The organism is Streptomyces sp. NPDC002055 (assembly GCF_040296705.1).
GTDB lineage: Bacteria > Actinomycetota > Actinomycetes > Streptomycetales > Streptomycetaceae > Streptomyces.
The window spans coordinates 43,900-66,551 of record NZ_JBEOXS010000007.1 but is presented as its reverse complement, the minus strand read 5'-3'; the positions used below and the strand labels follow the sequence as shown (position 1 = coordinate 66,551).

Genomic DNA, 22,652 nt, shown 5'->3' with positions numbered 1-22,652 from the left:
CGGGCTCTGCCGTCACTCGTTGGCCGCGCGCGGCCGATCCTCGTCGGCGTACTGGTCGAAGAGCGGGGTGCGGCCGCGCTCGCGGGCCCGGCGGCCGGCGGGCCGGCGGGGGGCCGGAGCGGGCTCCGGAACCGGGGCGGGCTCGGCGGGCGGGGCCTCCGCGGCCGGCTCGGCGACGCTGGACCGCGCGGAGCTCCAGGCGTCCGGGGCGTCGAGGTCCACCCCGCCGGTGGCCCGCGGGGCGACCGGCGCGGTGACGTACGTGGGCAGGGGCACCGGGACCGGGTCCCAGCTGTCGCCCTCGGAACTGCGCCGCTGCTGGTCGACCCACTCCGCGTGGTCGGTCTGCTCGACCAGCGCCCGGCGGCCCGCGGTGTGCGGCGAGGCGCTCTCCGGCTCGGCGACCTGCTCCGCGGGCCCGTCGTCCGCGGGCGGCTCCGCCTCGGTGCGCTCCGGCCGGGCGGCGATCCGCGACCGGTGCTCGCGCAGCCGCTGGGCGGCGGCCTCGGCACGGCGCCGGTCCATGGTGAAGGTGAAGCGGCGGCGCTCCTGGGCCCGCAGATGGGCGATGTAGACGCTGAGCAGTATCGCGGGCAGGGCCGGGGCCCAGAGGAAGGCGATTCCGCCGATCGCGGCGACCACGGATCCGGCGGTGAAGACGGCGAAGAGCGCCATCGTGGTGCGGCGCCGACGGGCCAGGACCTTCGAACGGCGGGCGCGCTGTGCGGCGGACGGCGTCGGGTGGGCAGCGGGCCGCGCCGGGCGCTCGGTGCGACCGGTGCCCGTGGCGGCGCGGTCCGCCCGTCCGGTCCCGGTGTCGACGCGCGCGGGCGCCGGCTCGGGCGCGGACACGGCGAAGGCCCGGACGTCGACCGAGTCGGTCACGACGTCCGGGGCGGTGGCGCCCCGGTCCGGCCCCGCGGCACCGGCTCCGTCCCCGGAGGCGTCCGCGTCGCCGGAGGAACGCTCCTCCAGGCCCTTGGCGTAACGGCGCTCCATCCCCGCCCGTCCGGACAGCAGCCGGATGGCGGTGCTGAAGCGTTCCGTCGGACGGGCTTCGTTCAGCTCGTCCTGCCTACGGAGCCACATCGGCACCAAGTAGGCGGCCCAGGCCCCGACGATGACTGCGTAAATGAGGCCACTGCTGCTCACATCTCACACGGTAGAGGGGTCCGCATGAGGCCATCTGCCAATTGGCGCGGTGTGTCGCACGATCTGGCTGATATCCCGAACTTTTTTTGTGATTGTTGAGAGAGCTGGACCGCACAGCCGCTCAACTCGCCCTGAAATTCGAACACTTATTTTATTTGTGAGCCGACCCAGGTCGGACGCGGTGCCAGCGGGTCAGCATCCCTTCCGGAACCTCCTCCGCCGTCAGGGCGAAGACCAGATGATCCCGCCAGGCCCCGTCGATATGGAGATAGCGGGGCCGCAATCCCTCCTCGCGGAATCCGAGTTTCTCGACGACGCGGCGGCTCGGGGCGTTCTCGGGGCGGATGCACACCTCGATGCGGTGCAGTCCCACGGCGCGGAAGCAGTGGTCCACGGCGAGCGCGACGGCGGTCGGCATCACGCCGCGGCCCGCCACCGCCTCGTCGACCCAGTAGCCGATGTGGCCCGAGCACATCGACCCCCAGGTGATGCCCGCCACCGTGAGCTGGCCGACCAGCTCTCCCCGGTACTCGATGACGAACGGCAGCATCCGGCCGGCGTGGGCCTCGGCCCGCAGGTGGCGCACCATCTGCCGGAAGGTGGGGCGGTGGGTGACCGGGCCGCTGGGCGAGGGCGGCGGGACGGTCGCCTCCCAGGGGCGGAGCCAGTCGCGGTTGCGCCGGTTGACGTCCCGCCACACCCGCTGGTCGCGCAGCTTTATGGGGCGAAGGGCGATGTCACCGTCCGCCAGTCCGACCGGCCAGGAGGCGTTCAGGTCGTGCTCCCCGTGGATCTGGGGTGGTCGCCGCCGCGGATCTGGTCGACGGCGTGGACGAGCAGGCGGCCCAGCACGGCGAGGCCGTCGCGGACGCCTCCGGTGGACCCGGGGAGGCTGACGATCAGGGTAGTCCCCGCGACGCCCGCGGGGCCGCGGGAGAGCGCGGCGGTGGGCACCTTCGCCAGACCCTCGGCGCGGATCGCCTCCGGGATGCCGGGGATCTCGTGGTCGAGGACCCGGCGGACCATCTCCGGGGTGCGGTCGGTGGGCGAGATGCCGGTGCCCCCGGTGGTGAGCACCACGTCGTAGCCGGCGGCGACGGCCTCGCGCAGCACGGCCTCGACCGGTTCGCCGTCGGGCACCACCCGGGGGCCGTCGGTCCGGAAGCCCATCGCGGCCAGGCCCTCGACCAGCAGCGGGCCGCCCTTGTCGGCGTAGACACCGGCGGCGGCGCGGTTGGACACGGTGACGGCCAGGGCGCGGTACTCCCGCTCCGGGCTCTCCGCGGCCGGGCCGCCGGGCCGGGGCCGCGGCGCGGGGTGGGCGGCGTGCTCCGGGCTCATGCCTCGTCCCCCGCCTCCGCCGGGCGCCGCCAGTCGCCGGACTTGCCGCCGGTCTTCTCCAGGACGCGGACGTCGGCGATGGCCGCGGCCTTGTCGACGGCCTTCACCATGTCGATCACGGTGAGGGCGGCGACCGTCACCGCGGTCAGGGCCTCCATCTCGACGCCGGTGCGGTCGGTCGTGCGGACCGTGGCCTCGATCTCGACGGCGTCGTCGGCCACCGTCAGGTCGACCTTCACCCCGGAGACGGCGAGCGGGTGGCAGAGCGGGATGAGGTCGGGGGTGCGCTTGGCGCCCATGATCCCGGCGATCCGCGCGGTGGCGAGGGCGTCGCCCTTGGGCACCCCCGCCCCGCGCAGCAGCTCGACGACGCGCGGCGCGACGAGCACCCGGCCCGCCGCCCGCGCGGTGCGCGCCGTGACGTCCTTCCCGGAGACGTCGACCATCCGGGCCGCGCCCGTGTCGTCGAGGTGGGTGAGGTGGTGCTCGGCGCTGCTCATCGTTCTCCCGGTCCGGTCCTGTGGGCAGACACCGTACCGGCAGGAACGGCGTCTCAGCCGAGGAGGATCACGTCGACCAGGGATTCCGACGCCACGGAGGTGACGTCCTCGGGCACCACGATCAGCGCGTTGGCATGGGCCAGGGCCTTCACGAGGTGGGAGCCGGCGCCGCCCACAGGGGTGACCTCCCCTTCGGAGTACCACCCGCGGAGGAACTGACGCTTCCCCTTGGGTGAGGAGCCGATCTCCTCCCGGCACACCGCCCGGACCGTCTCCCGGCCACGGGCCTCCAGCCCCATGAGGGCGCGGATGGCGGGGCGGGCGAAGATCTCGAACGACACGTAGGAGCTGACCGGGTTGCCGGGGAGGGCGAGCAGCGGGGTGCGGTCGGGGCCGATGCGGCCGAAGCCCTGGGGTTTGCCCGGCTGCATGGCGAGCCGGCGGAAGTCGACGTGGCCCTCCTCGCCCTCGAACTGCGAGAGCGCCTCCTTGACCACGTCGTACGCGCCCACGCTGACGCCGCCGCTGGTGACGATGATGTCCGCGCGGATGAGCTGGTCCTCGATGGTGGCGCGCAGCGTGTCGGGGTCGTCGGCCACGGCACCGACCCGGTAGGCGATGGCTCCGGCGTCGCGGGCGGCGGCGGTGAGCGCGAAGCTGTTGGAGTCGTGGATCCGGCCCCGGCCCAAATCCTCGCCGGGCTGGACGAGTTCGCTGCCGGTCGACAGCACGACGACGCGCGGCCGCGGCCGGACCCGGACGCTGGCGCGGCCGATGGCGGCGAGCAGCCCGATCTGCGGCGGCCCGAGGACGGTGCCCGCCGCGAGGGCGAGCTCGCCGGCGGCGACGTCGCTGCCGCGGGCGCGGATGTGCGCTCCGGCCTCGGCGGCGCGGTACACGGCCACCTCGCCTCCGGCGCCCTCCGGGGCCCGGCCGGCGGCGCGCATCCCGGAGACCGGGCCCTCGCCGGTGCCGCCGTCGGTCCACTCCACGGGGATGACGGCCTCGGCGCCCGGCGGCAGGGGCGCGCCGGTCATGATGCGGGCCGCCTGGCCCGCCCGGACCGTGGGCGGCTCGCCGCGGCCGGCCGCCACGTCACCGATGACGGTGAGGACGGCCGGGTACTCCTCCGAGGCACCGGAGACATCGGCGGTCCGCACCGCGTAGCCGTCCATCGAGCTGTTGTCGAAGGGCGGCAGGGCGGCGGGGACCGTGACGTCCTCGACGAGAATGCAGCCCTGGGCGTCCAGGAGTTGCAGCTCGATGGGTTCCAGCGGGCGGACGTGCCGCACGATGTCGTCGAGGTGCTCCGAGACGGTCCAGACGCGGTCGTCGTCCTGGACCGGTGCCGCCGCGCCGGACTCCTCCGGGGACGCGTCCCCGAGCCCGGCCGACGCGGCGGCGTGTTCAGCGGTGTCGCTCACCGTGCTCCATCTCCTCCGTGACGTAACTGCGAAGCCAGGTCCGGAAGTCCGGTCCCAGGTCTTCACGTTCGCACGCGAGTCGGACAATGGCACGCAGATAGTCGCCGCGGTCGCCGGTGTCGTAGCGGCGGCCCCGGAAGACCACGCCGTGCACGGGCCCGCCGAGGGTCGGCGTCTCGGCGAGGGTGCGCAGGGCGTCGGTCAGTTGGATCTCGCCGCCGCGGCCGGGCTCGGTCTTGCGGAGCACCTCGAAGACGGCGGGGTCGAGCACGTACCGGCCGATGATGGCGTAGTTGCTGGGCGCGTCCGCCGGGTCGGGCTTCTCGACGAGGTCGGTGACCTGGACGACGTCGCCCTCGGAGGTGGCCCGGACGGCGGCGCAGCCGTAGAGGTGGATCTGCGCCGGGTCGACCTCCATGAGGGCGACGACGCTGCCGCCGTGCTGCTCCTGGACGTCGATCATCCGGGCGAGCAGCGGGTCACGGGGGTCGATCAGGTCGTCACCGAGGAGGACGGCGAAGGGCTGCTCGCCGACGTGCGGCGCGGCGCACAGCACGGCGTGGCCGAGGCCCTTGGGGTCACCCTGCCGGACGTAGTGCATGGTCGCGAGGTCGCTGGACTCCTGGACCCGGGCGAGGCGGGACTCGTCGCCCTTGCGGCGCAGCGCTTCCTCGAGCTCGTAGTTGCGGTCGAAGTGGTCCTCGAGCGGGCGCTTGTTACGACCGGTGACCATGAGGACGTCCCCGAGACCGGCGTCCACGGCCTCCTCGACGACGTACTGGATCGCGGGCTTGTCCACCACGGGCAGCATTTCCTTGGGCGTGGCCTTGGTGGCCGGAAGGAAACGGGTGCCGAGTCCGGCGGCGGGAATGACAGCCTTGCTGATCCGGGAGCGCGCTTCAGTCATGCGGAGAACCATAACCGGTACGTATGAGCGGAAGATGAGGCTCCACTTATTACATTCCCGTAGGAGAGGTTTGTGCGCGTGGACAGTGGCGGCCAGGTTACGAAGGCGGAGTTGCGGCGGCACCTCCTCTCGGTGAGGGCCGGGTTTCCGGCGGGTGACGTCCCGGCGACGGCGGCTCTCCTCGCCCGGCACGCCCTGGAACTCCCCGAGCTCGCGGGAGCACGCACCGTCGCCGCGTACGTCTCGGTGGGCCGCGAGCCCGGGACCCGCGCGCTGCTGGACGCGCTGCGCGAGCGGGGCGTCCGGGTGCTGCTGCCGGTGCTCCTGGCCGACAACGACCTCGACTGGGGCGCGTACACGGGAGCGGACGGGCTGGTGAAGGCCGGGCGGGGGCTGCTGGAGCCGGCCGGGGAGCGGCTGGGGCCGGACGCGGTCACCGGCGCGGACGCGGTGCTGCTGCCGGGCCTCGCGGTGGACGGCCGGGGCCTGCGGCTGGGGCGCGGGGGCGGCAGTTACGACCGGGTGCTGGAGCGGCTGGCCGCGTCCGGGGCGGACCCGGCCCTGGTGGTGCTGCTCTACGACGGCGAGCTGCTCGACGCGGTACCGGCCGAGGAGCACGACCGCCCGGTGCACGCGGCGGTGACACCGTCCGGGGTGCACCGGTTCGGCCCCCACGAGCGGCGCACGACAAAGCCGTAGCCCCGGGCCGGCCGGCGGAAGCGGACCGCTCCGGCGGAACGGCCGGGGCCGGAAACGACGCCCGCGGCCGGGACCCGGGGCCCGAAACGACGCCGTCCCGGCCCCGGCCGCGCGGGGCGGCCGGGAACCGGGACGGCGGGGCGGACCGGGTCAGGGCGTCAGTGCCAGGGTGTCCTCGGTCCCCTTCTGCACCTTTTCCTCGCTGAAGGCCCAGGGCAGCAGTTCGCCCTTGGCCCACTTGTCGGTCTGGTCCGCGTAGTGCGCGTTGTACGCGTGGCCCGAGGCGCCGGTGAGGTTGATCCACCGGGACTTGTCGAGGTTCCCGAGGTTGACGACCATCCGCATCGAGGGCACCCAGACGACGTCGTAGCCGCCCGCCGCGTTCCAGCCGGTGGCGTTGACCGCCTCCTGGCCGCCACCGAGGCTCCACGGCCCGCGGTTGAACACGGACTGCAGGAAGCCGGGGCCCTCGACGCCGAAGGTCTGGTTCCGCAGCGTCAGCTGGTGCAGCCGGCCCCAGCTCCAGGTGTCGGTGTCCTTGCCCAGCTCGGCGGTGAGCTCCCAGCGGGCGTCCTTCATGGCGTGCGCGAGCAGCTCGTCACGGTTGCGGTCGCCGGGGTTGTTCACGGTGCCGGAGGTCTTCCACCAGGTGTTGTCCTGGTCGTCGAGGATCGAGCGCACCACCTCGTACCAGCGGTCGCCGCCGTCCGGCTGGGCCGACTCGGCCTCCCGCTCGCCGCACTCCCGGACCAGCCGGGCGTTGCCGTTCAGGTCCTCCGCCGGGCCGGTGTCGTCGGCGGGGCGGACCCGCAGGCACTGGCCCTCGACGCGGAGCTCCTTCGGCAGTTTGTTGCCGAACGCCAGCTTGAGGGTGTTCCGCCAGACGGCGTTGAAGTAGGCGGCCGCCGCCGAGTCCGGGTCCTGGGTGTAGTCCCAGCCCTCGAGGAGCTTCTGCGCCTCCCGGACGTACGGGTCCTTGACGTCGATCTTGAGCAGCAGCGGGGTCAGCAGCTCGGCGATCTCGCTGTTGCTGTCCTGCTGGATGGTCTGCATGTCGTCCGTCGAGATCTTCCCGCTGTCCTTGATCTTCGACTGGATGAGGTCGTTGATCCGCTGGCTGCGGGCGCCGTAGCCCCAGTCCTCGGTGAGCAGGTACGGGTACTTCCGGCCGTCGACCACCGCCTGGTTGGCGGTGACGACGTAGCCGCGCTTCGGGTCCTTCTCCCAGGGCATCGCGGACTGCGGGACGTATCCGGTCCAGCGGTAGTCGGAGTCCCAGCCGGGGGCGGGGTAGCGGCCGTTCCCCTTGCCGCGGACCGGGATCCGGCCCGGCGCCTGGTAGCCGATGTGGCCCCGGGTGTCGGCGTAGATCAGGTTCTGCGAGGGGACGGCGAAGTCGCGGGCCGCGGCGCGGAAGCCGTCGAAGTCCTTCGCGGCGTTGAGCTCGAAGACCGCGTCCATCGTGCGGCCCGGCTCCAGGGCGGTCCAGCGCAGGGAGACGGCGTAGCCGCTGCCCCGGTCCGGTGCGGCGTCCCGGACCGGCGCCTGCCGGCCGACCTTGCCCAGCTCCTCGTTCCGGTCGGAGACGATGGGCCCGTTGCCGGTCGAGCGGACCGTTATCTCCCGGTCCGGTCCGTTCGCGACCTTGATGGTCTCGCGGCGGACCTTGAACGGCCGGCGCCGGCCGTCGGAGAGGTAGCCGTCGCTGGTGACCTTCTCCAGGTAGAGGTCGGAGACGTCGGCGCCCAGGTTGGTGAAGCCCCAGGCGATGTCCTTGTTGTGGCCGATGACGACGCCCGGCATGCCCGAGAAGGTGTAGCCCGAGACGTCGTAGCGGCAGGAGGCGCTGACGTTCCGGCAGTGCAGACCCATCTGGTACCAGAGCGAGGGCATCTGCGGCGCGAGGTGCGGATCATTGGCCAGCAGCGGCTTGCCGGTGGCGGTGTGCTTGCCGGAGACCACCCAGGAGTTGGAGCCGATGCCGTCACCGCTCGGGCCGAGCAGCGCCGGGACGTCCTTGAGGTTCCTGGACAGCGACGACAGCTGGGTCCGGGCACCGCGGGCGGCCTCCGCCCCGGCGGTGCCGGCCGCGGCGTTCCGCGGGGCGGTCGCCTCGGGGTCGAACTCCTTGGTCGCCCGGTTCACCGCGCCGCCGCCGACGATCGGCTGGTTCCGGTCGTACGGGTACTGCGGGTACAGCTCCTCTATCTGCTGCGGCGTGAGGCGGCTGGTCATCAGCGCACGGTCGATCTCGTCCTGCATGTTGCCGCGCAGGTCCCAGGCCATGGCCTTGAGCCAGGCCACCGAGTCGACCGGGGTCCACTTCTGGGGCGTGTAGTCCGTGGTGAAGCCGAGCGCCGCGTACTCCACGGACAGGTCGGAGCCCTTGTGGTCCTTCAAGTAGGCGTTGACACCGGCGGAGTAGGACCGCAGGTTCTTCTTGGTCTGCGGCGACAGCTTGTGGTCGTACTCCTGCTGCGCGACCTTGCGCCATCCCATGGTCCGCAGGAAGGCGTCGGTCTCGACCTGCCCCTTGCCGAACATCTCGGACAGCCGTCCGGCGGTCATGTGCCGACGGACGTCCATCTCCCAGAAGCGGTCCTGCGCCTGGACGAATCCCTGCGCCCGGAAGAGGTCCTCCTCCGTGTCGGCGTAGACCTGGGGTATGCCGTGGCCGTCACGCTTCACCTGGACCGGCCCCGAGAGGCCGTCGAGTTTGACGGAACCCGTGGTCTCCGGGAAGGAGGCGCGCACGGTGCTGAGGCTCCAGTACGTGCCGTAGCCGAAGCCCGCCACGAGGAGCAGCACGACTGCGAACACGAGAAGCCGGGCGCGTCGGCCCTTCCTCTTGCCTGAAGGGCCGGTCTTGTTGGCGGGCATCGCTGTCCTTAGAGGGGCAGGGTGGTCCTGGGAATGCAGGAGCAACCTTAGGCGCAGTGCCCGGACGGCCCCTACGCGGAGTCAAGGTCGGTGCCGGCAAGGGCGCCGGGAGGGTCCGGTGCCGTTCCGGTGTGGCGCGATCGATGCGGTTCCGGTGTGGCGCGATCGATGCGGTTCGGCGCGGTTCCGGATCGGCGCCCGCCCCGGATCGACGCCGCCCCGGATCGACGCCGCCCCGGATCGACGCCGTCCCGGATCGGCGGTCCGGCGTCCGGCGCGACTCGTCCTCCGCCGCGCGGCGTCCGGGCCGTTCGCGGGGGCCCGTTCGGCAGGATCGGCAGAGATCGCGACCGCTTCCCGGCGGGCCCGCGTCAAGAACCGGTAAAATATTAGGTAAGGCAATGAAGTACTGATCGGCAGGAAGGGACTTTCCCGCCGATAACGCAAGAAAGGGTTCGGCCCCTGACTGTTCACCACCTCAATGAACTCCTGCTGGTCTGTTCGCTCGTCCTCCTCATCGCGGTGGCGGCGGTCCGGGTCTCCTCGCGCAGCGGGCTCCCCAGCCTGCTCATCTACCTCGGCATCGGCGTCGCGATAGGGCAGGACGGCATCGGAGTCACCTTCGACGACGCCGGATTGACGCAGTTGATCGGCTACGCCGCCCTTGTGGTGATTCTGGCCGAGGGTGGTCTGGGCACGAAGTGGCGGGAGATCAAACCGGCCCTGCCGATCGCCGCCGTGCTGTCCACGGTCGGCGTCGCGGTGAGCGTCGGCATCACCGCGGCCGCGGCGCACTACCTGGTGGGGCTGGAGTGGCGGCAGGCGCTGATCATCGGCGCGGTGGTGTCGTCCACGGACGCCGCGGCGGTCTTCTCCGTCCTGCGGAGGGTGCCGCTGCCGTCCCGGCTGACGGGCGTCCTGGAGGCCGAATCGGGCTTCAACGACGCCCCCGTGGTGATCCTGGTCGTCGCCTTCTCCTCGACCGGGCCGATCGACAGCTGGTACCTGCTGCTCGGCAAGATCGCCCTGGAGCTGGCGATCGGCGCGGCGATGGGCATCACGGTCGGCTTCCTCGGGGCCTACATAATGCGCCGGGTCGCGCTGCCCGCCTCGGGCCTGTACCCGATCGCGGTGATGGCGATCGCGGTCGTCGCCTACGCGGGCGGCGCGCTGGCGCACGGCAGCGGCTTCCTCGCGGTGTACGTGGCCGCCCTGATCCTGGGCAACGCCAAGCTGCCGCACTGGCCGGCCACCCGCGGCTTCGCGGAGGGGCTCGGCTGGCTGGCCCAGATCGGCATGTTCGTCCTACTCGGCCTGCTCGTCACCCCGCACGAGCTGGGGGACGACATCGTGCCCGCGGTGGTGGTGGGCCTGGTCCTGACGGTGGTGGCGCGGCCGGTGTCGGTGCTGGTGAGCACGGCGCCGTTCCGTACCTCGTGGGCGGAGCGGCTGCTGCTGTCCTGGGCGGGCCTGCGCGGGGCCGTGCCCATCGTGCTGGCGACGATCCCGATGGTCTACGAGGTGGGCGACAGCCGGCGGATCTTCAACATCGTCTTCATGCTGGTGATCGTCTACACCCTGGTGCAGGGGCCGACCCTGCCCTGGGTCGCCCAGTGGCTGCGGCTGCGGCTGAGCGCCGGGGAGCCGACGACGGACCTGGGCATCGAATCGGCGCCGCTGGAGAAGCTCCGCGGCCATCTGCTGTCGGTCACGGTCCCGCAGGAGTCGAAGATGCACGGCGTGGAGGTCGGCGAACTGCGCCTCCCGGCCGGGTCGGCGGTGACCCTGGTCGTGCGGGAGGAGAAGAGCTTCGTCCCGGCGCCGACCACGGTGCTGCGGCGCGGCGACGAGCTGCTGGTGGTGGCCACGGATCCGGTGCGGGACGCCACCGAGAACCGGCTCCGGGCCGTGGCCGAGGGCGGCAAGCTGGCGAGCTGGCTGCGCCCGGACGGGCCGCGCTGAGGGCGGCAAGCCGGCCGGCCCGTACTCCCGCTCCGGCACGGGGGAGGGCGTCGGCCGCTCCTTCACAGGCCAGTCGGCCGCTCCTTCACAGGCCAGCTGCCACAGGTGCCGCATGGATCACAGGAGGGGCCCCGGTCCGCCCTGTACAATCAAGGACGCACAAATGACGACCCACTCTGCCTGATGCAGAGCTGGCGCGACCGCATGGCGGCCGCGGTCCCTTCAGCCACCTCGGTGCGGACCCGGTATCTACCGCGGAACATGCGCGAGAGGACAGCTCTCGGCGCACCGTACTGAGAGATCGCCACTTCAGGGGCCGGTCTCGTCGGGCGTGCGCTACCAGGCAGCGGAAAGGCACGGCCGTGGCATCCGCGGTCACCACTTCCCGTCCCGGCTACCGGCAGCTGCTGCGCACCCCCGGTGCCTGGACGTTCCTGCTCCCGGGCTTCACCGCCCGCCAGCCCTTCGCGATGCTGACCATCAGCATCGTCCTGCTCGTCGAGCACACGACCGGCTCGTACGGCGTCGCGGGCGCCGTCGCGGCGGTCACCGGCGTCTCGATGGCCCTGTTCGCTCCGCAGGGCGGCAAGCTCGCGGACCGCTTCGGCCAGAGCCGGGTCCTGGTGCCCGGTGTGCTGGTGCACGTGGTGGCCGCCGGGCTGCTGACGGCGCTCGCGCTCGGCCAGGCGCCCCTCTGGACGCTGTTCGCCGCCGCGGTACCGACCGGCGCCTCCGTACCGCAGGTGGGCCCCATGGTCCGGGCGCGCTGGGCGGCGAAGCTCGACGGCCACCCGCTGATGTCCACCGCGGCCGCCTTCGAGTCGGTCACCGACGAGCTCACCTTCGTGATCGGCCCGGTCCTGGCGACCGCGCTGTGCGCCGGGGTGCATCCGGCGGCCGGCCTGGTCGCCGAGGCCGCCCTGACCCTGGCGGGCGGGCTGCTCTTCGCGGCCCAGCGCCGCACCGCACCCCCCGTGTCCCGGCCCGGGGCCGACGGCGAGCGGGCGCCGCGCACCTCGGCCCTGGCCGTGCCGGGCGTCCGCGTGCTGGCGGCGGCCTTCCTGGGCATCGGTTCGGTGTTCGGCGGCATGCAGGTGGCCCTGACCGCCTTCACCCAGGACATCGGGGAGCCGGGGCTGAACGGCCCGCTGTACGGCGTCTTCGCGGCCGGCAACATGCTCGCCGGTGCGGCCTGCGGGGCCATCGCCTGGCGGGCGTCCGCGCGGCGGCGCCTGCTGACGGCGTACGCGGCACTGGCCCCGGCCTGTTCGGTCCTGTGGACGGTGCACTCGCCGCTGCTGCTCGGCGCCCTCGGCCTGCTGGTGGGCCTCTGCATCGCTCCGGCGCTGATCACCGGATACACGCTGGTGGAGACGCTGGTTCCGGCGACCGCCCGCACCGAGGCGTTCACCTGGCTGACCGGGGCGGTCGCCCTGGGGCAGGCGGCGGCGGTGACCGCGGCCGGACAGCTGGCGGACCGGTTCGGCCCGAGTGCGGCGTTCACCGTCCCCCTGATCGGTACGTCTCTGGCGCTGCTGACCCTGGTGGCGCTGCGCGGACGGCTGGTGCCGAGCCGGGACGCGGCGGCGTCCGCGGGAGGCCGTGGCGTCGTCGCCGGCTCCGCGACCAAGAGCTGGGACTCCGGCGACCGGGACGGCGCGGAGGCGGACGCACGCGTGTGAGGGCGCGCGTTGTGAGAGCGCGCGTGTGAGGGCGGGCGTGGGAGAGCGCGCGTGGGTGGCCGGAGCACGGGTGCGAGAAGCCGGCGCACGCGTGCGGGGCCCGGCCACGCGTGCGGGGGACGCCGAAGCCCGCGTGCGGGAGGCCGACGCACGGGTGCGGGAAGCCGGCGCACGCGTGTGAATCGGGTGCCGCGGAGCGTGGGCTCGGTCACCGTGAGGCCGGTCGCAGTGGACTGATCCCGCGGAATGCTGCACTATTGACCGTCGTTAGCACTCATCGAGTGAGAGTGCCAGGAGGAGCAAGTGCCGACCTATCAGTACCAGTGCACCCAGTGCGGTGAAGGCCTCGAAGCGGTGCAGAAGTTCACCGACGAGGCGCTCACGGAGTGCCCGAACTGCGAAGGACGCCTGCGCAAGGTGTTCTCGGCGGTCGGCGTCGTCTTCAAGGGCTCCGGCTTCTACCGGACGGACAGCCGCGGCTCGTCGTCGAGCAGCACGACGAAGTCGTCGTCCGCCCCGGCCAAGAGCGACAGCTCGTCGTCGGACTCCTCGTCCTCGGCCGGCTCTTCCTCGACCTCCTCGTCCTCCTCCTCGTCGGCGAAGACGAGCAGCGGGACCGGTGGCGGCGCGAGCAGCTCCTCCGCCGCCTGACGGCACACCTCCGCGGCCCTGCCCGGCCCGACCCGGCGGCGCGGACGACAAACTCAGCGGACCCCGTGGCCTGATCCAGGCGACGGGGTCCGATGCATGCCCGTGACAACCGGCCGGGGCCCCATAGGGTGATCCCATGGTCGAGACAGTCAGCGCGCAAGCAGAGATAGGCGTCATCGGCGGATCGGGGTTCTACTCCTTCCTCGATGATGTGACCGAGATCACGGTGGACACTCCCTACGGGCCGCCGAGTGACTCGCTGTTCCTCGGCGAGGTCGCCGGACGCCGGGTGGCCTTCCTGCCGCGGCACGGCCGCAAGCACCACTTGCCGCCGCACCGCATCAACTACCGCGCCAACCTCTGGGCGCTGCGCTCGGTCGGCGTGCGCCAGGTGCTGGGGCCGTGCGCGGTGGGCGGCCTGCGGGCGGAGTACGGCCCGGGCACGCTGCTCGTCCCCGACCAGCTGGTGGACCGCACCAAGACCCGCACCCAGACCTTCTACGACGGTGAGCCGCTGCCGGCGACGGCCGGTTCCGCGCCCGCGGGGGTGGAGCCCCGGGCCGCGCAGGTGCCGAACGTGCTGCATCTCGGCTTCGCCGACCCCTACTGCCCCGTGGGCCGGAAGGCGGCCGTGGCCGCCGCCCGCGGACGGGACTGGGAGCCGGTGGACGGCGGAACGCTGGTCGTGATCGAGGGGCCGCGCTTCTCGACCCGGGCGGAGTCGCAGTGGCATGCGGCGCAGGGCTGGTCGGTGGTCGGGATGACCGGCCACCCGGAAGCGGTGCTCGCCCGCGAGCTGGGCCTCTGCTACACCTCGATGACGCTGGTCACCGACCTGGACGCGGGGGCGGAGACGGGCGAGGGCGTGTCCCACGAGGAAGTGTTCAAGGTCTTCGCCGCGAATGTCTCACGCCTGCGGACCGTGCTCTTCGACGCGGTGGGCGGGCTGCCGGGGAACGGCGACCGGGACTGCCTCTGCGCGCGGGCGCTGGACGGGCTGGACCCGGGGATCGAGCTGCCGTAGCGGGGCGGGCAGGGGTGGCCGGTTGCCCGGGCGGGTGAGGCGGCTGCCGACCGCAGGCCGGCGTCGAGGTGAACGTCGGCCCGGGCACCGGCCCGGGGGCACCGGCCCGGGGCGGCGTGGGGCGGCGTGGGGCCCTGGTTGTGGGAGGCAATGGCTCGGGGGCGTCGGCTGGGGCGTGCGGCTCTGCGGCTCCTGACCTCCTGGCTCCTGACCTCCTGGCTCCTGACCTTCTGGCTCTTGGCTCTCGGCTCTCGGCTCCTGAGGTCAGCGGCGACTTCTGCGGGTGATGTGAACCCCTGAGGGTGACCGCCTTGTCCACAATCGAGGGGTTGTCCACAGGCCTCAGCAGGATGGGGAACATCCGTGCATCGTGGGGGCATCCGAGCGAGAAGCTCCTCACGACAAGGCTGGTGATGGCCATGACGGTCACGTCCCCGACGGTCGATTCCCCGACGCCGCTTCCCCTTGCGGTACTGCTCCTGCCCGGCGCAGCACGGGCGCTCCCGGGTGGGTTACGGGGGCTGCCCCGCCGGTCCACCTCCTCCGGCGCATCGGGAGCGACTGTCGCTGCCACGCCCGGGGTGCGCGATTGGACAGCCCGCCGCTGCCCTGCCGTACATTGCGGAACCATCTGTTCCATTCATCGTGCACGCAGAGAGAGGCACCCCGGTGAGCGAGGAGAACAAGGGCATCCTGGACGGCTTCAAGCAGTTCTTGATGCGCGGGAACGTCGTCGACCTCGCGGTTGCGGTGGTCATCGGAGCGGCGTTCACCAACATCGTGAACACCGTGGTGAAGGGCATCATCAACCCCGTTGTGGGCGCCCTCGGGACCCAGAACCTCGACCATTACACGTTCTGCCTGGGCACCTGCACCAAGAACAAGGCGGGCGAGGTCACCGAGGGCATTTACATCCTCTGGGGCTCGGTGATCAGCGCCACCATCACGTTCCTGATCACCGCAGCGGTCGTCTACTTCCTCATGATCCTGCCGATGAACCGCTACAAGGCCCGGCAGGCCGCCAAGGCGCCCGTGGAAGCCACGCCGACCGAGGTGACGGAGATCGAGCTGCTCACCGAGATCCGGGACGCCCTGGTCGCCCGGCAGGGCGGCTCCGACTGGCAGGGCCCCGGCCCCTCCGGGCCCGGCACCGGCCGCGTTCCGACGCAGAAGTAGCGGCTGGGCCGCCTCAGAAGTGGTGCGGTGGCTTCTCGTCGAGGAACCGGGCCAGGTCGGAGGCGCTGTCGCCCTCGGCCGGACGCTCGCCCCAGCCACGGTCGGTGTCGTCCGCGGACGGCCGCCCGAAGGGGTCGTCGAAGTCCACCTTGGCGGCCCTCGGGTCACGGGAGGCCCCCTGCGCGGGGGCGGGTGCGGACGCTTCGGGCTCAGGGGCACTGCTCATGGCTCCCAGGGTACGGGGCCCGGGCCGGTGGTCGGCGCTGCGTGCCCCGTCCCCGCAGGCAGGGCACCGCGGTCGGCGCTCCCCCGCTCCTCCCGTTGCCGGCGGGCCCCGGCCTCCGGCCTGCGGCGCAAGTTGCCGGCCCCCGGCACCTGGTTCGGGCTCCTGCCTTCCGGGAGAGGGCCTGGCTCAGCGGTCCTCCGGATCGATCAGCCACAGCACCAGCACCACGACGAAGGACAGCACGAGAAAGCCGGCCAGCCACTGGGCAGTCCGGGTATCGCCCCTCATCCACTCATTCGCAGCGACGGTCAGGCCCCAGAGCTGCCCCATGACCACGGTCAGTGCCAGGGCGAGCCGTACGGACAGTTTCGAGGACCGCGCCGGCTCCTGCTCGCCGCCCGCACCCGGCCCCGGCCCGGTGTGCCTGACTCGCGGGTCCCCGTGGCCGCTGGCCGGACCGACCCAGGGGCCGGGCTCCCGAGGTGTCTCGGCGAGCAGAGGCCGGGGTGGCGAAGTCCCGCCGAGCGGCGAACCGGCAGGGCCCGGCGGGGCGGGGTCGCGCTCACTCATACCTGTTCGTTCCCCACGGGTGGCACGCCTGGGCAGCCGATCTCACGAGCAGTGTCGGGGTAGTCCCTGAGCAGTTGGCGGCACAGGCCCTCTTCGAGGCTCTCGCCGGAGCGGGCGGTGCCGATGGCCCAGACGCTGCCGTCGGCCCGTTCGACGAGAACCACCTTGGGCAGGCCACGCGGTGGCGGGCCGGCGGTGACCTCGCCGGTGCGGATGTCGAATACGCCCTGGTGACAGGGGCAGTGCAACTCGCCCTCGAAGCCCTGGTCCGCCCGCCACAACACGGCACAGGCCAGATGGGTGCACACCGCGGAGTAGCCGACCAGCGAACCGTCGGAGAGCCGCACCGCGATCGCCCGGTCGTCTTCTCCCGGATAGCGGAAGGCAACGGACTCGCCCGCACCGATCACGGTCGCGACCCGCTTGGCTGCGGGAGCTCCCTCGGAATCCCCCTGCCGGTGCAGCCCGCCGGCGGCGACGCCGAGGCCCCCGACAGCAAGGCCCCCGGACACGACGGCCACGATGCGCAGATAGTCCCGCCGCGTGGTGAGCGAGTTGGGGCCGGTCCTGCCGGAGGCCGCCGGCCGCAGGCCGGTCCCGGCCCCGGAACCATCAGTGGGGTCTGCGGCCGGGGCCGACGGATCGGTGACCGGCGCCCGAAGCGCGAGGGATGAGGGGTCGGTAGGGGCATCGGAAGCAGTGGCGGCCCCGGATGCGGGGAGGGCTCCGGATGGAGCGGGGGGCCCGGAGGAGGTGGTTCCAGAGGAGGTGGTTCCGGAGGCGGTTCCCGAGTGGGTGGCCCCTGAGGAGGTGGGAACGATCTGCTCGCCCTGTTCGGTCACCTGACGTCCGCTCCGTTCACTTCGACGATCGGCAGCCCTCCGGGCACCGGCCATCGGGCCTTGTCGGCGGGGACGACCATCGCGACCCCCGTCCGTACCTGCGTTTCGCCGAAGACGAAGGAGTCGGCGACCTCGACGCCGGGGCGTTCCGCCCGGAGTTCGTCGAGCGTGCCGTAGAAGAGCGCCCCCGTCGGGCAGACCGTGGCGCACATCGGGCCGAGTCCCTGGGAGGTGCGGTCGTAGCAGAGGTCGCACTTGCGCTGCAGCTTGGCCCGGAGGTCGATCTCGGGAACGCCGAAGGGGCAGGCACTGACACAGTCCGAACAACCGAAACAGCGCGACGCATCGGCCTGCTGCACCACGCCGTCGGGGGTGGTGAGGATCGCGTCGGCGGGGCAGACCGCGGCACAGGGCGCGACCGGGTCCTCGCAGTGCATGCACACCGTGGGAAGGGAGGCAACGCTATGGCCCTCGTCCGCAGGGTCGAGGTGGATGAGCGAGATGCCACGATGGGAGTCGCACTCGCGGCAGGCCGCGACACAGGCCTGGCAACCCGTGCAGCGCCCCGGATCGATGAAGATCGTTCTGCCCATCATCGGCTCTCACCTCGTCCCTGCTGTGTAGGGGGCAGGGGAGGCGACCTGCGGGTCGGTGTGCCGGCCCCACTCTCCTGCCGGTCCGCCCGTCTGCAGGTGGAATCGTCCGTCCGCGTGGTGGCTGCGTCCGTCCTCGAAGAGGCGGGGAGTTCCGGGGTGGCCGATGGCGGGGCAGGGCCAGGCGATGCCGCCGGTCTCCTCCAGCCGCTCGTAGCTGACACCGGAGCAGTCGACCGCGGTGCCCGCCGAGGCGGTTCGCCACTCCTGGAAGAGCTCCCGGGACCCCGCGAAGGCGAACCGGTTGCCGACACCGAGCCGCACCGCGAGCTGACACAGCACCCAGGTCTCGGTACGGACGTCGGGCGGCGGCTGCTGCGCCTTGTTGTGCTTGACCATCCGCCCCTCGGCATTGGTCATCACGGCGTCGTCCTCGGCCCAGGTCGTGACAGGCAGAACCACATGGGCGTCCACGGCCGGGCCGGAGAGGGAGGAGGAGCACTGGACGTGGAATTCCAGGCCGTCCGGGGTCACCGGCTCGTACGTGCTTCCGTTCCCGAGCCCGTGCTCGGACCCGGCATTCGCGTGCGCGGCGTCCGCGTGCCCGAGGTCCGCGTGCGCGGCGTCCGCGTGCTCGGCGAGCGTGTGGCCGGGGAGGGCGTGACCGGGGAGGGGGGCCGGCGGCATGTCACCGATGCCGAGCAGGCCGCGGATCGCCCCCTGCCTGATCTGCTCCGCCGTGCCCGTCGTGGGGGCGGGCCCCGGGAGGGAGGTCTCCTCGACGTCCCAGAGACGTGCAAGCTCCTGGCGGTGTGCGGGCTCGTCGAGGGACCGTCCCCCGGGCAGCATGTCCGCCCTCCACCCCGGCTCCCGGCCGCCTCGGAAGTGGCCGTAGGTCTGGGCATCGCGCAGGACATGGCTCTGGGCATGGCCCGATTCGAGGACGGGCTCGAGGACGGGTTCGAGGACGGGTTCGAGGACGGGTTCGAGGACGGGTTCGAGACCTGCTTCGAGGCCTGGTTCGGGGGAGACCGGTTCCGGGACCGGAACGGCTCCGGGGTCGGTCAGGGCGCCGTATCCCGCGCCGGGCCGTCCGATGTTGCCGGTCGCCAGGCAGAGGTTGATGACGGAGACACAGCTCTCGGTCTCGCTCCGGGTGCCGGATTCCGTGTCCCGCAAGGGCCAGGGCCAGGAGGTGGCGCCCGCGTACCAGGCCATCGCGCTGCGCGCCGTTCCGAAGAGCCGGGCGACCTGGACCACCTGGTCGGCGGGGACGCCACAGACCGTCGCCGCACGCTCGGGCGGATACGCGGCCGAGGCACGCTCCACCTCTGCCCAGCCGGTGGTGTGCTCCGCGAGGAAACCCTGGTCGGTCAGCCCCTCGGTCGTCAGGACGTGCAGGACGGACCTGCAGAAGACCGGGTCGGTGCCGGGGCGGAGTGCGACATGGATGTCGGCCGTGCGGGCGATGGCCGATGCCCGGGGGTCGATGACGATCAGGCGCGCCCCGCGGTCCCGCGCGCCCCAGAGGTGCCGGGTGAGGACGGGGAACCGCTCCCCCACGTCCGGGCCCGAGACGAGAAGGCAGTCGGAGAGGAGCATGTCGGAGAACGGACTGGCGCCCCGGTCGATACCGAAGGTTGCCCGATGGGCGTCGGAGGCGCCTGTTCCGTACGGACCGGCGTTGTCGTCCACGTGCCGCGTCCGCAGGGCGACCCGGGCGAACTTGCCGAGGAGATAGGTCTTCTCCGTGCCGAGTCCGGCGCCGCCGAGCAGTCCGAACGCGTCCCGCCCGTGGGCCTCCTGGATGCGCCGGATCTCCGCGGCGGTGACGTCCAACGCCTCCTCCCAGGAGACCGCCCGGAACGGCTCGTCGCGCGAGCGGCGGACCAGCGGAACGGTCAGCCGGTCGGCGTGGTCGACCTGCTGGTAGGCGGTGATGCCCCGGGGACAGAGCCGCATCCGGTTGATGTCGTGATCGCGCGGCTCGACGCCCGAGACCCTGCCGCGCCGGCCGACCCGCAGATACAGCCCGCACTGCATCCCGCAGCCCGAGCAGTGCGTGGGCACCAGGGTGTCGCCGTTCAGGACGGCGGGCGGTGTCATCGGAAGCCCTTCTTCACATCGGAGAGATAGGCGCTCCCGCGCAGTACCCGCTTGCAGCGCGGGCAGTATTCGGCCGTCTGGTCGAAACGGAGTCTCAGGTCACGCATCGTGCCGCGCAGGTTCGCGACCGCGGGGACCGGGGCCAGCGGGGCCGCACAGCGGCGGCAGAGCGCGGTGTCACCGCCCTGCCGGGCGGTGTCGGTGAACGCCTGGACTCCGGCGGTCGCCGGACGCTGCACCACATGGAAGAACTTCCCGAACGGAAGATGGATGAGAGCGAAGACCACCGAGGTCATGTGCAGAACGGCCAGGAACTCGTAGCCACCGCCGTGCAGAGCCAGCGCGGAGAAGGTCAGCAGGAGGCCGGTCACCGAGATCACGATCAGGGCGAGGAGCGGGACCAGGTCGTAGCCGAAGCGCTGGCCGGTCACCGGGGCCCGGTCCCTGATCCGGCGCCAGAGGAAGTACCCGGCGCCCGCGAGCACCAGGACGGCCGCCAGGTCCAGGACATGGAACAGCGCCCACCCCGCGGGGGAGGCCGAGTCGAAGCCGACCACGGTCCGCCCCCAGAGACGCAGCTCGTAGCCCGGTCCGGAGGAGTTGACCGCGGTGAAGCTGATCCAGCCCCAGGAAAGGGGGACGGCCACCAGGGCGGCCAGCACAGATCCCCAGAGCACGGCCTGATGGGCGGCCCAGCGGGCCCGGGAGCGCGGCCCGGAGAAGCTCCGCAGGCCCAGAGACGCGGTGGCCACCCGTGGCAGGGCGGCGGCGGATCCCCGCAGACCGGCACGCGAGAAGCAGGCCCGCACACCCTGCCGGAACAGCCGCCGGGCGGCGGGTGCCTGAGCCCACACCGTGTAGCGGTAGACGACCCCGAAGGCGAGGAACACCGTGGCCACGGCATACGGCAGCAGGGCCGCGTCGAAGCCCTCCAGGTATCGGCTGCCGACCACGATGAGCACGGTCAGCAGCAAGGAGACCAGCGTGGCCGTCGAGGTCGCCCGGAGACTGCCGGGGCGTGGCGGGACCTCCCATGGGGCGGAGCTCTCCCCTTGGACGGAGTTCTCCCGGGGTGTCTCCGAGGACGCGGCCACGCGGTCACCGTATCGAGATATGCGAGCTTCAGCCCGATTTGGGCGACGGGCGGGTGAGGCCGTGCGCCCGTCGGCCGGGCGGGTCGTTGTGCCGCGCCGGCGCTCCCCGCCGCCCCTTCCCCCTCGGGGCACTTCGCCGGTCGGGACATCAACGGTTGCCTTGCCGGGCCCGGCACACCGCTGCCTCCGCCCGGCGGGCGGCCGAATGGGCCGGCTCCGGCGCCATCGCGCGGCCGGGTCGGGTATCTGCTGTGCTGGAACCCGGCCGCGTTCCGGACGCGGGCCGCACGTCGGAGCCCGACGGTGCGCCGGCCGGGGCCAGGAGCCTCCGGGCCGGGTCTCCGTGGCGAGGAAACGCCGGTCACGGACCTCCGGGTGAGGCGTCACGGACCTCCGGTGAGGAGCCTCCGGAGCCAGGCCGCACGAGCGAAGGGCACGCGCACCGATGAGCGAGCAGAACCCCTCCGACGCGTCCGGTGACCCGTCCGGGGGCCCATCCGGTGAGCCGTCCGGCGACTCCACGCGTTCCGGCCCCGTCGGTGCGGGCCACGGCCACGCGGCCCCTCCCCTGGTCCGGATGGCCGCCCGCGACCGCAACGAGGAGCACCGGGCGGCCACTCCGTTGGAGCTCTTCTTCGACCTCTGCTTCGTCGTCGCGATCGCGCAGGCGGGTCTCGGTCTCGTCCACGCCCTGGCAGAAGGCCACCCCGGGCACGGCATCACGCTCTATCTGATGACGTTCTTCGCCATCTGGTGGGCCTGGATGAACTTCTCCTGGTTCGCCTCCGCGTACGACGTCGACGATGTGCCGTACCGGCTGGTGACCCTGATCCAGATCGTGGGGGTGCTGATCCTCGCCGCCTCGGTGCCGCGCGCGTTCGAGGACGACGACTTCGACGGCGCCTGGTTCGGCTATGTGGTGATGCGGATCGCCCTGGTGTCCCAGTGGCTGCGCGCCGCCTGGTCCACGGGCGGCGCGGAACGGGCGACGGCGCTGCGCTACGCGATCGGCGTGACGCTCTGCCAGGTCGGCTGGTCGGGACTGCTGTTTCTGCCGGACCACGCGAAGCCATGGCTGTTCCTCGCCATGGCCTGCGTCGAGCTGACCGTGCCCGCCTGGGCGGAACGCGCCTGGCAGACGACCTGGCACCCGCACCACATCGCCGAACGCTACGGGCTGTTCACCATCATCGTGCTCGGGGAGACCATCGCGGCCTCGACCACCGCGGTCCGGTCCGCGCTCGACGAGCACGAGAAGCTGATCGATCTGCTCCCCATCGCAGCCGGCGGGCTGCTGATCATCTTCTCCGCGTGGTGGATCTACTTCGTGGTTCCGGCCCATGAGCGGCTGACCTCGAATCGCGCCGCCTTCCTCTGGGGGTACGGCCACTATCTGGTCTTCGGCTCCGCGGCGGCCATCGGCGCCGGCATCGAGGTGGCGGTCGAGCAGACCATCGGCAAGGCACACATCTCCGTGACCGCGGCCTCCGCCGCCGTGACCGTCCCTGCGGCGGTCTACTTCGTCACCGTCTGGGTCCTCCACGCCCGGTTCGCCAAGCACGGCATCGGCCAAGCGGTGCTGCCGGCGACCGCGATCGCGGTGCTGGCCTGCACGTTCGCCGGACGTTCCGCCGTCCTGCTGGCGGGGCTGGCCTCCGCGATGTCCATCGCGGTCGGCCTCACCGTGAGCCACCGGCAGGCGCGGGCGGTGGCCCGGTGACCTCCCCGGGTCGAGGTCTGTGCCGGGCCGGCATCGGCCGGGGGCTGTTCACCGGGCCGGGGGCTGTTTGACCGGTCGGGACACTGCTGACGGACGCGCTGTG

The 22,652-nt window shown here is 72.5% G+C and carries 19 protein-coding genes and 1 pseudogene; 7 read left to right on the top strand and 13 right to left on the bottom strand.

Annotated elements, in window-relative coordinates:
* Nucleotides 1-12: 12 nt before the first annotated feature.
* The 6 genes from sepX to galU form a co-directional block, all read right to left on the bottom strand.
* Nucleotides 13-1,152 carry a divisome protein SepX/GlpR gene (gene sepX / locus ABT112_RS05855; RefSeq protein ID WP_351505977.1) on the bottom strand — a complete coding sequence of 380 codons (1,140 nt, stop codon included), beginning with the start codon at nt 1,150-1,152 and terminating at the stop codon, nt 13-15.
* A 151-nt stretch (nt 1,153-1,303) separates the two neighbouring features.
* Nucleotides 1,304-1,927 carry a GNAT family N-acetyltransferase gene (locus ABT112_RS05850; protein ID WP_351506163.1) on the bottom strand — a complete coding sequence of 208 codons (624 nt, stop codon included), beginning with the start codon at nt 1,925-1,927 and terminating at the stop codon, nt 1,304-1,306.
* Nucleotides 1,924-2,493, bottom strand: coding sequence for a MogA/MoaB family molybdenum cofactor biosynthesis protein (locus ABT112_RS05845; protein WP_351505975.1), 570 nt, complete (start codon nt 2,491-2,493; stop codon nt 1,924-1,926). Before ABT112_RS05845 ends, ABT112_RS05850 begins: the two co-directional genes overlap by 4 nt.
* On the bottom strand, nt 2,490-2,993 hold the full coding sequence (moaC, locus tag ABT112_RS05840) for a cyclic pyranopterin monophosphate synthase MoaC (RefSeq protein WP_351505973.1): 504 nt from the start codon (nt 2,991-2,993) through the stop codon (nt 2,490-2,492). The genes ABT112_RS05845 and moaC overlap by 4 nt, the downstream gene beginning before the upstream one ends.
* 53 nt (nt 2,994-3,046) lie before the next feature.
* A complete protein-coding gene (glp, locus tag ABT112_RS05835) occupies nt 3,047-4,417 on the bottom strand; it encodes a molybdotransferase-like divisome protein Glp (RefSeq protein ID WP_351505971.1) in 1,371 nt (456 codons plus the stop codon).
* Nucleotides 4,401-5,324, bottom strand: coding sequence for a UTP--glucose-1-phosphate uridylyltransferase GalU (gene galU / locus ABT112_RS05830; protein WP_351505969.1), 924 nt, complete (start codon nt 5,322-5,324; stop codon nt 4,401-4,403). The genes glp and galU overlap by 17 nt, the downstream gene beginning before the upstream one ends.
* Nucleotides 5,325-5,396: 72 nt before the next feature.
* Here galU and ABT112_RS05825 point away from each other — a divergent pair, with 72 nt between their 5' ends.
* Nucleotides 5,397-6,023, top strand: a complete 627-nt coding sequence (locus ABT112_RS05825; RefSeq protein WP_502975249.1) for a 5-formyltetrahydrofolate cyclo-ligase — start codon at nt 5,397-5,399, stop codon at nt 6,021-6,023.
* 150 nt (nt 6,024-6,173) lie between these two features.
* Here the strand turns inward: ABT112_RS05825 and ABT112_RS05820 are convergent, their stop codons facing one another.
* On the bottom strand, nt 6,174-8,903 hold the full coding sequence (locus ABT112_RS05820) for a penicillin acylase family protein (protein WP_351505967.1): 2,730 nt from the start codon (nt 8,901-8,903) through the stop codon (nt 6,174-6,176).
* 462 nt (nt 8,904-9,365) lie between these two features.
* On the opposite strand from ABT112_RS05820, the gene ABT112_RS05815 reads away from it, so the two are divergent.
* The 5 genes from ABT112_RS05815 to mscL all read left to right on the top strand — a co-directional run bounded on the left by ABT112_RS05815 (nt 9,366) and on the right by mscL (nt 15,398).
* Nucleotides 9,366-10,865, top strand: coding sequence for a potassium/proton antiporter (locus tag ABT112_RS05815; RefSeq protein ID WP_351506159.1), 1,500 nt, complete (start codon nt 9,366-9,368; stop codon nt 10,863-10,865).
* 362 nt (nt 10,866-11,227) lie between these two features.
* A complete protein-coding gene (locus ABT112_RS05810) occupies nt 11,228-12,547 on the top strand; it encodes an MFS transporter (RefSeq protein WP_351505965.1) in 1,320 nt (439 codons plus the stop codon).
* A 303-nt stretch (nt 12,548-12,850) separates the two neighbouring features.
* Nucleotides 12,851-13,198, top strand: coding sequence for an FmdB family zinc ribbon protein (locus ABT112_RS05805; protein WP_351505963.1), 348 nt, complete (start codon nt 12,851-12,853; stop codon nt 13,196-13,198).
* 136 nt (nt 13,199-13,334) lie between these two features.
* Complete coding sequence (locus ABT112_RS05800; protein WP_351505961.1) at nt 13,335-14,222, top strand: S-methyl-5'-thioadenosine phosphorylase; 888 nt, start codon at nt 13,335-13,337, stop codon at nt 14,220-14,222.
* A gap of 645 nt (nt 14,223-14,867) precedes the next feature.
* Nucleotides 14,868-15,398: a large conductance mechanosensitive channel protein MscL gene (gene mscL / locus ABT112_RS05795; protein WP_351505959.1), complete on the top strand. Its 531-nt coding sequence runs from the start codon at nt 14,868-14,870 to the stop codon at nt 15,396-15,398.
* A 13-nt stretch (nt 15,399-15,411) separates the two neighbouring features.
* On the opposite strand, the gene ABT112_RS05790 is transcribed toward mscL, so the two are convergent.
* The 6 genes and pseudogenes from ABT112_RS05790 to ABT112_RS05765 form a co-directional block, all read right to left on the bottom strand.
* Complete coding sequence (locus tag ABT112_RS05790; RefSeq protein ID WP_351505956.1) at nt 15,412-15,624, bottom strand: hypothetical protein; 213 nt, start codon at nt 15,622-15,624, stop codon at nt 15,412-15,414.
* Nucleotides 15,625-15,810: 186 nt separating this feature from the next.
* Nucleotides 15,811-16,194, bottom strand: a complete 384-nt coding sequence (locus ABT112_RS05785; protein ID WP_351505954.1) for a hypothetical protein — start codon at nt 16,192-16,194, stop codon at nt 15,811-15,813.
* Complete coding sequence (locus ABT112_RS05780; protein ID WP_351506157.1) at nt 16,191-16,784, bottom strand: Rieske (2Fe-2S) protein; 594 nt, start codon at nt 16,782-16,784, stop codon at nt 16,191-16,193. Before ABT112_RS05780 ends, ABT112_RS05785 begins: the two co-directional genes overlap by 4 nt.
* Before the next feature lie 248 nt (nt 16,785-17,032).
* Nucleotides 17,033-17,632, bottom strand: coding sequence for a 4Fe-4S dicluster domain-containing protein (locus ABT112_RS05775; RefSeq protein ID WP_351505952.1), 600 nt, complete (start codon nt 17,630-17,632; stop codon nt 17,033-17,035).
* Between the two features lie 90 nt (nt 17,633-17,722).
* A pseudogene (locus ABT112_RS05770) lies at nt 17,723-19,714 on the bottom strand (molybdopterin oxidoreductase family protein); the annotation flags it as partial.
* Between the two features lie 17 nt (nt 19,715-19,731).
* Nucleotides 19,732-20,829: an MFS transporter gene (locus ABT112_RS05765; protein WP_502975248.1), complete on the bottom strand. Its 1,098-nt coding sequence runs from the start codon at nt 20,827-20,829 to the stop codon at nt 19,732-19,734.
* Between the two features lie 445 nt (nt 20,830-21,274).
* Here ABT112_RS05765 and ABT112_RS05760 point away from each other — a divergent pair, with 445 nt between their 5' ends.
* On the top strand, nt 21,275-22,549 hold the full coding sequence (locus tag ABT112_RS05760; protein ID WP_351505950.1) for a low temperature requirement protein A: 1,275 nt from the start codon (nt 21,275-21,277) through the stop codon (nt 22,547-22,549).
* Nucleotides 22,550-22,652 lie beyond the last annotated feature (103 nt).

Excerpts from the sequence above, each read along its gene's own strand:
- galU (WP_351505969.1), bottom strand. The coding sequence starts at position 5,324 with ATGACTGAAGCGCGCTCCCGGATCAGCAAGGCTGTCATTCCCGCCGCC.
- ABT112_RS05845 (WP_351505975.1), bottom strand. The coding sequence starts at position 2,493 with ATGAGCCCGGAGCACGCCGCCCACCCCGCGCCGCGGCCCCGGCCCGGC.
- moaC (WP_351505973.1), bottom strand. The coding sequence starts at position 2,993 with ATGAGCAGCGCCGAGCACCACCTCACCCACCTCGACGACACGGGCGCG.
- ABT112_RS05760 (WP_351505950.1), top strand. The coding sequence starts at position 21,275 with ATGAGCGAGCAGAACCCCTCCGACGCGTCCGGTGACCCGTCCGGGGGC.
- ABT112_RS05775 (WP_351505952.1), bottom strand. The coding sequence starts at position 17,632 with ATGATGGGCAGAACGATCTTCATCGATCCGGGGCGCTGCACGGGTTGC.
- ABT112_RS05800 (WP_351505961.1), top strand. The coding sequence starts at position 13,335 with ATGGTCGAGACAGTCAGCGCGCAAGCAGAGATAGGCGTCATCGGCGGA.
- ABT112_RS05790 (WP_351505956.1), bottom strand. The coding sequence starts at position 15,624 with ATGAGCAGTGCCCCTGAGCCCGAAGCGTCCGCACCCGCCCCCGCGCAG.
- ABT112_RS05785 (WP_351505954.1), bottom strand. The coding sequence starts at position 16,194 with ATGAGTGAGCGCGACCCCGCCCCGCCGGGCCCTGCCGGTTCGCCGCTC.
- ABT112_RS05820 (WP_351505967.1), bottom strand. The coding sequence starts at position 8,903 with ATGCCCGCCAACAAGACCGGCCCTTCAGGCAAGAGGAAGGGCCGACGC.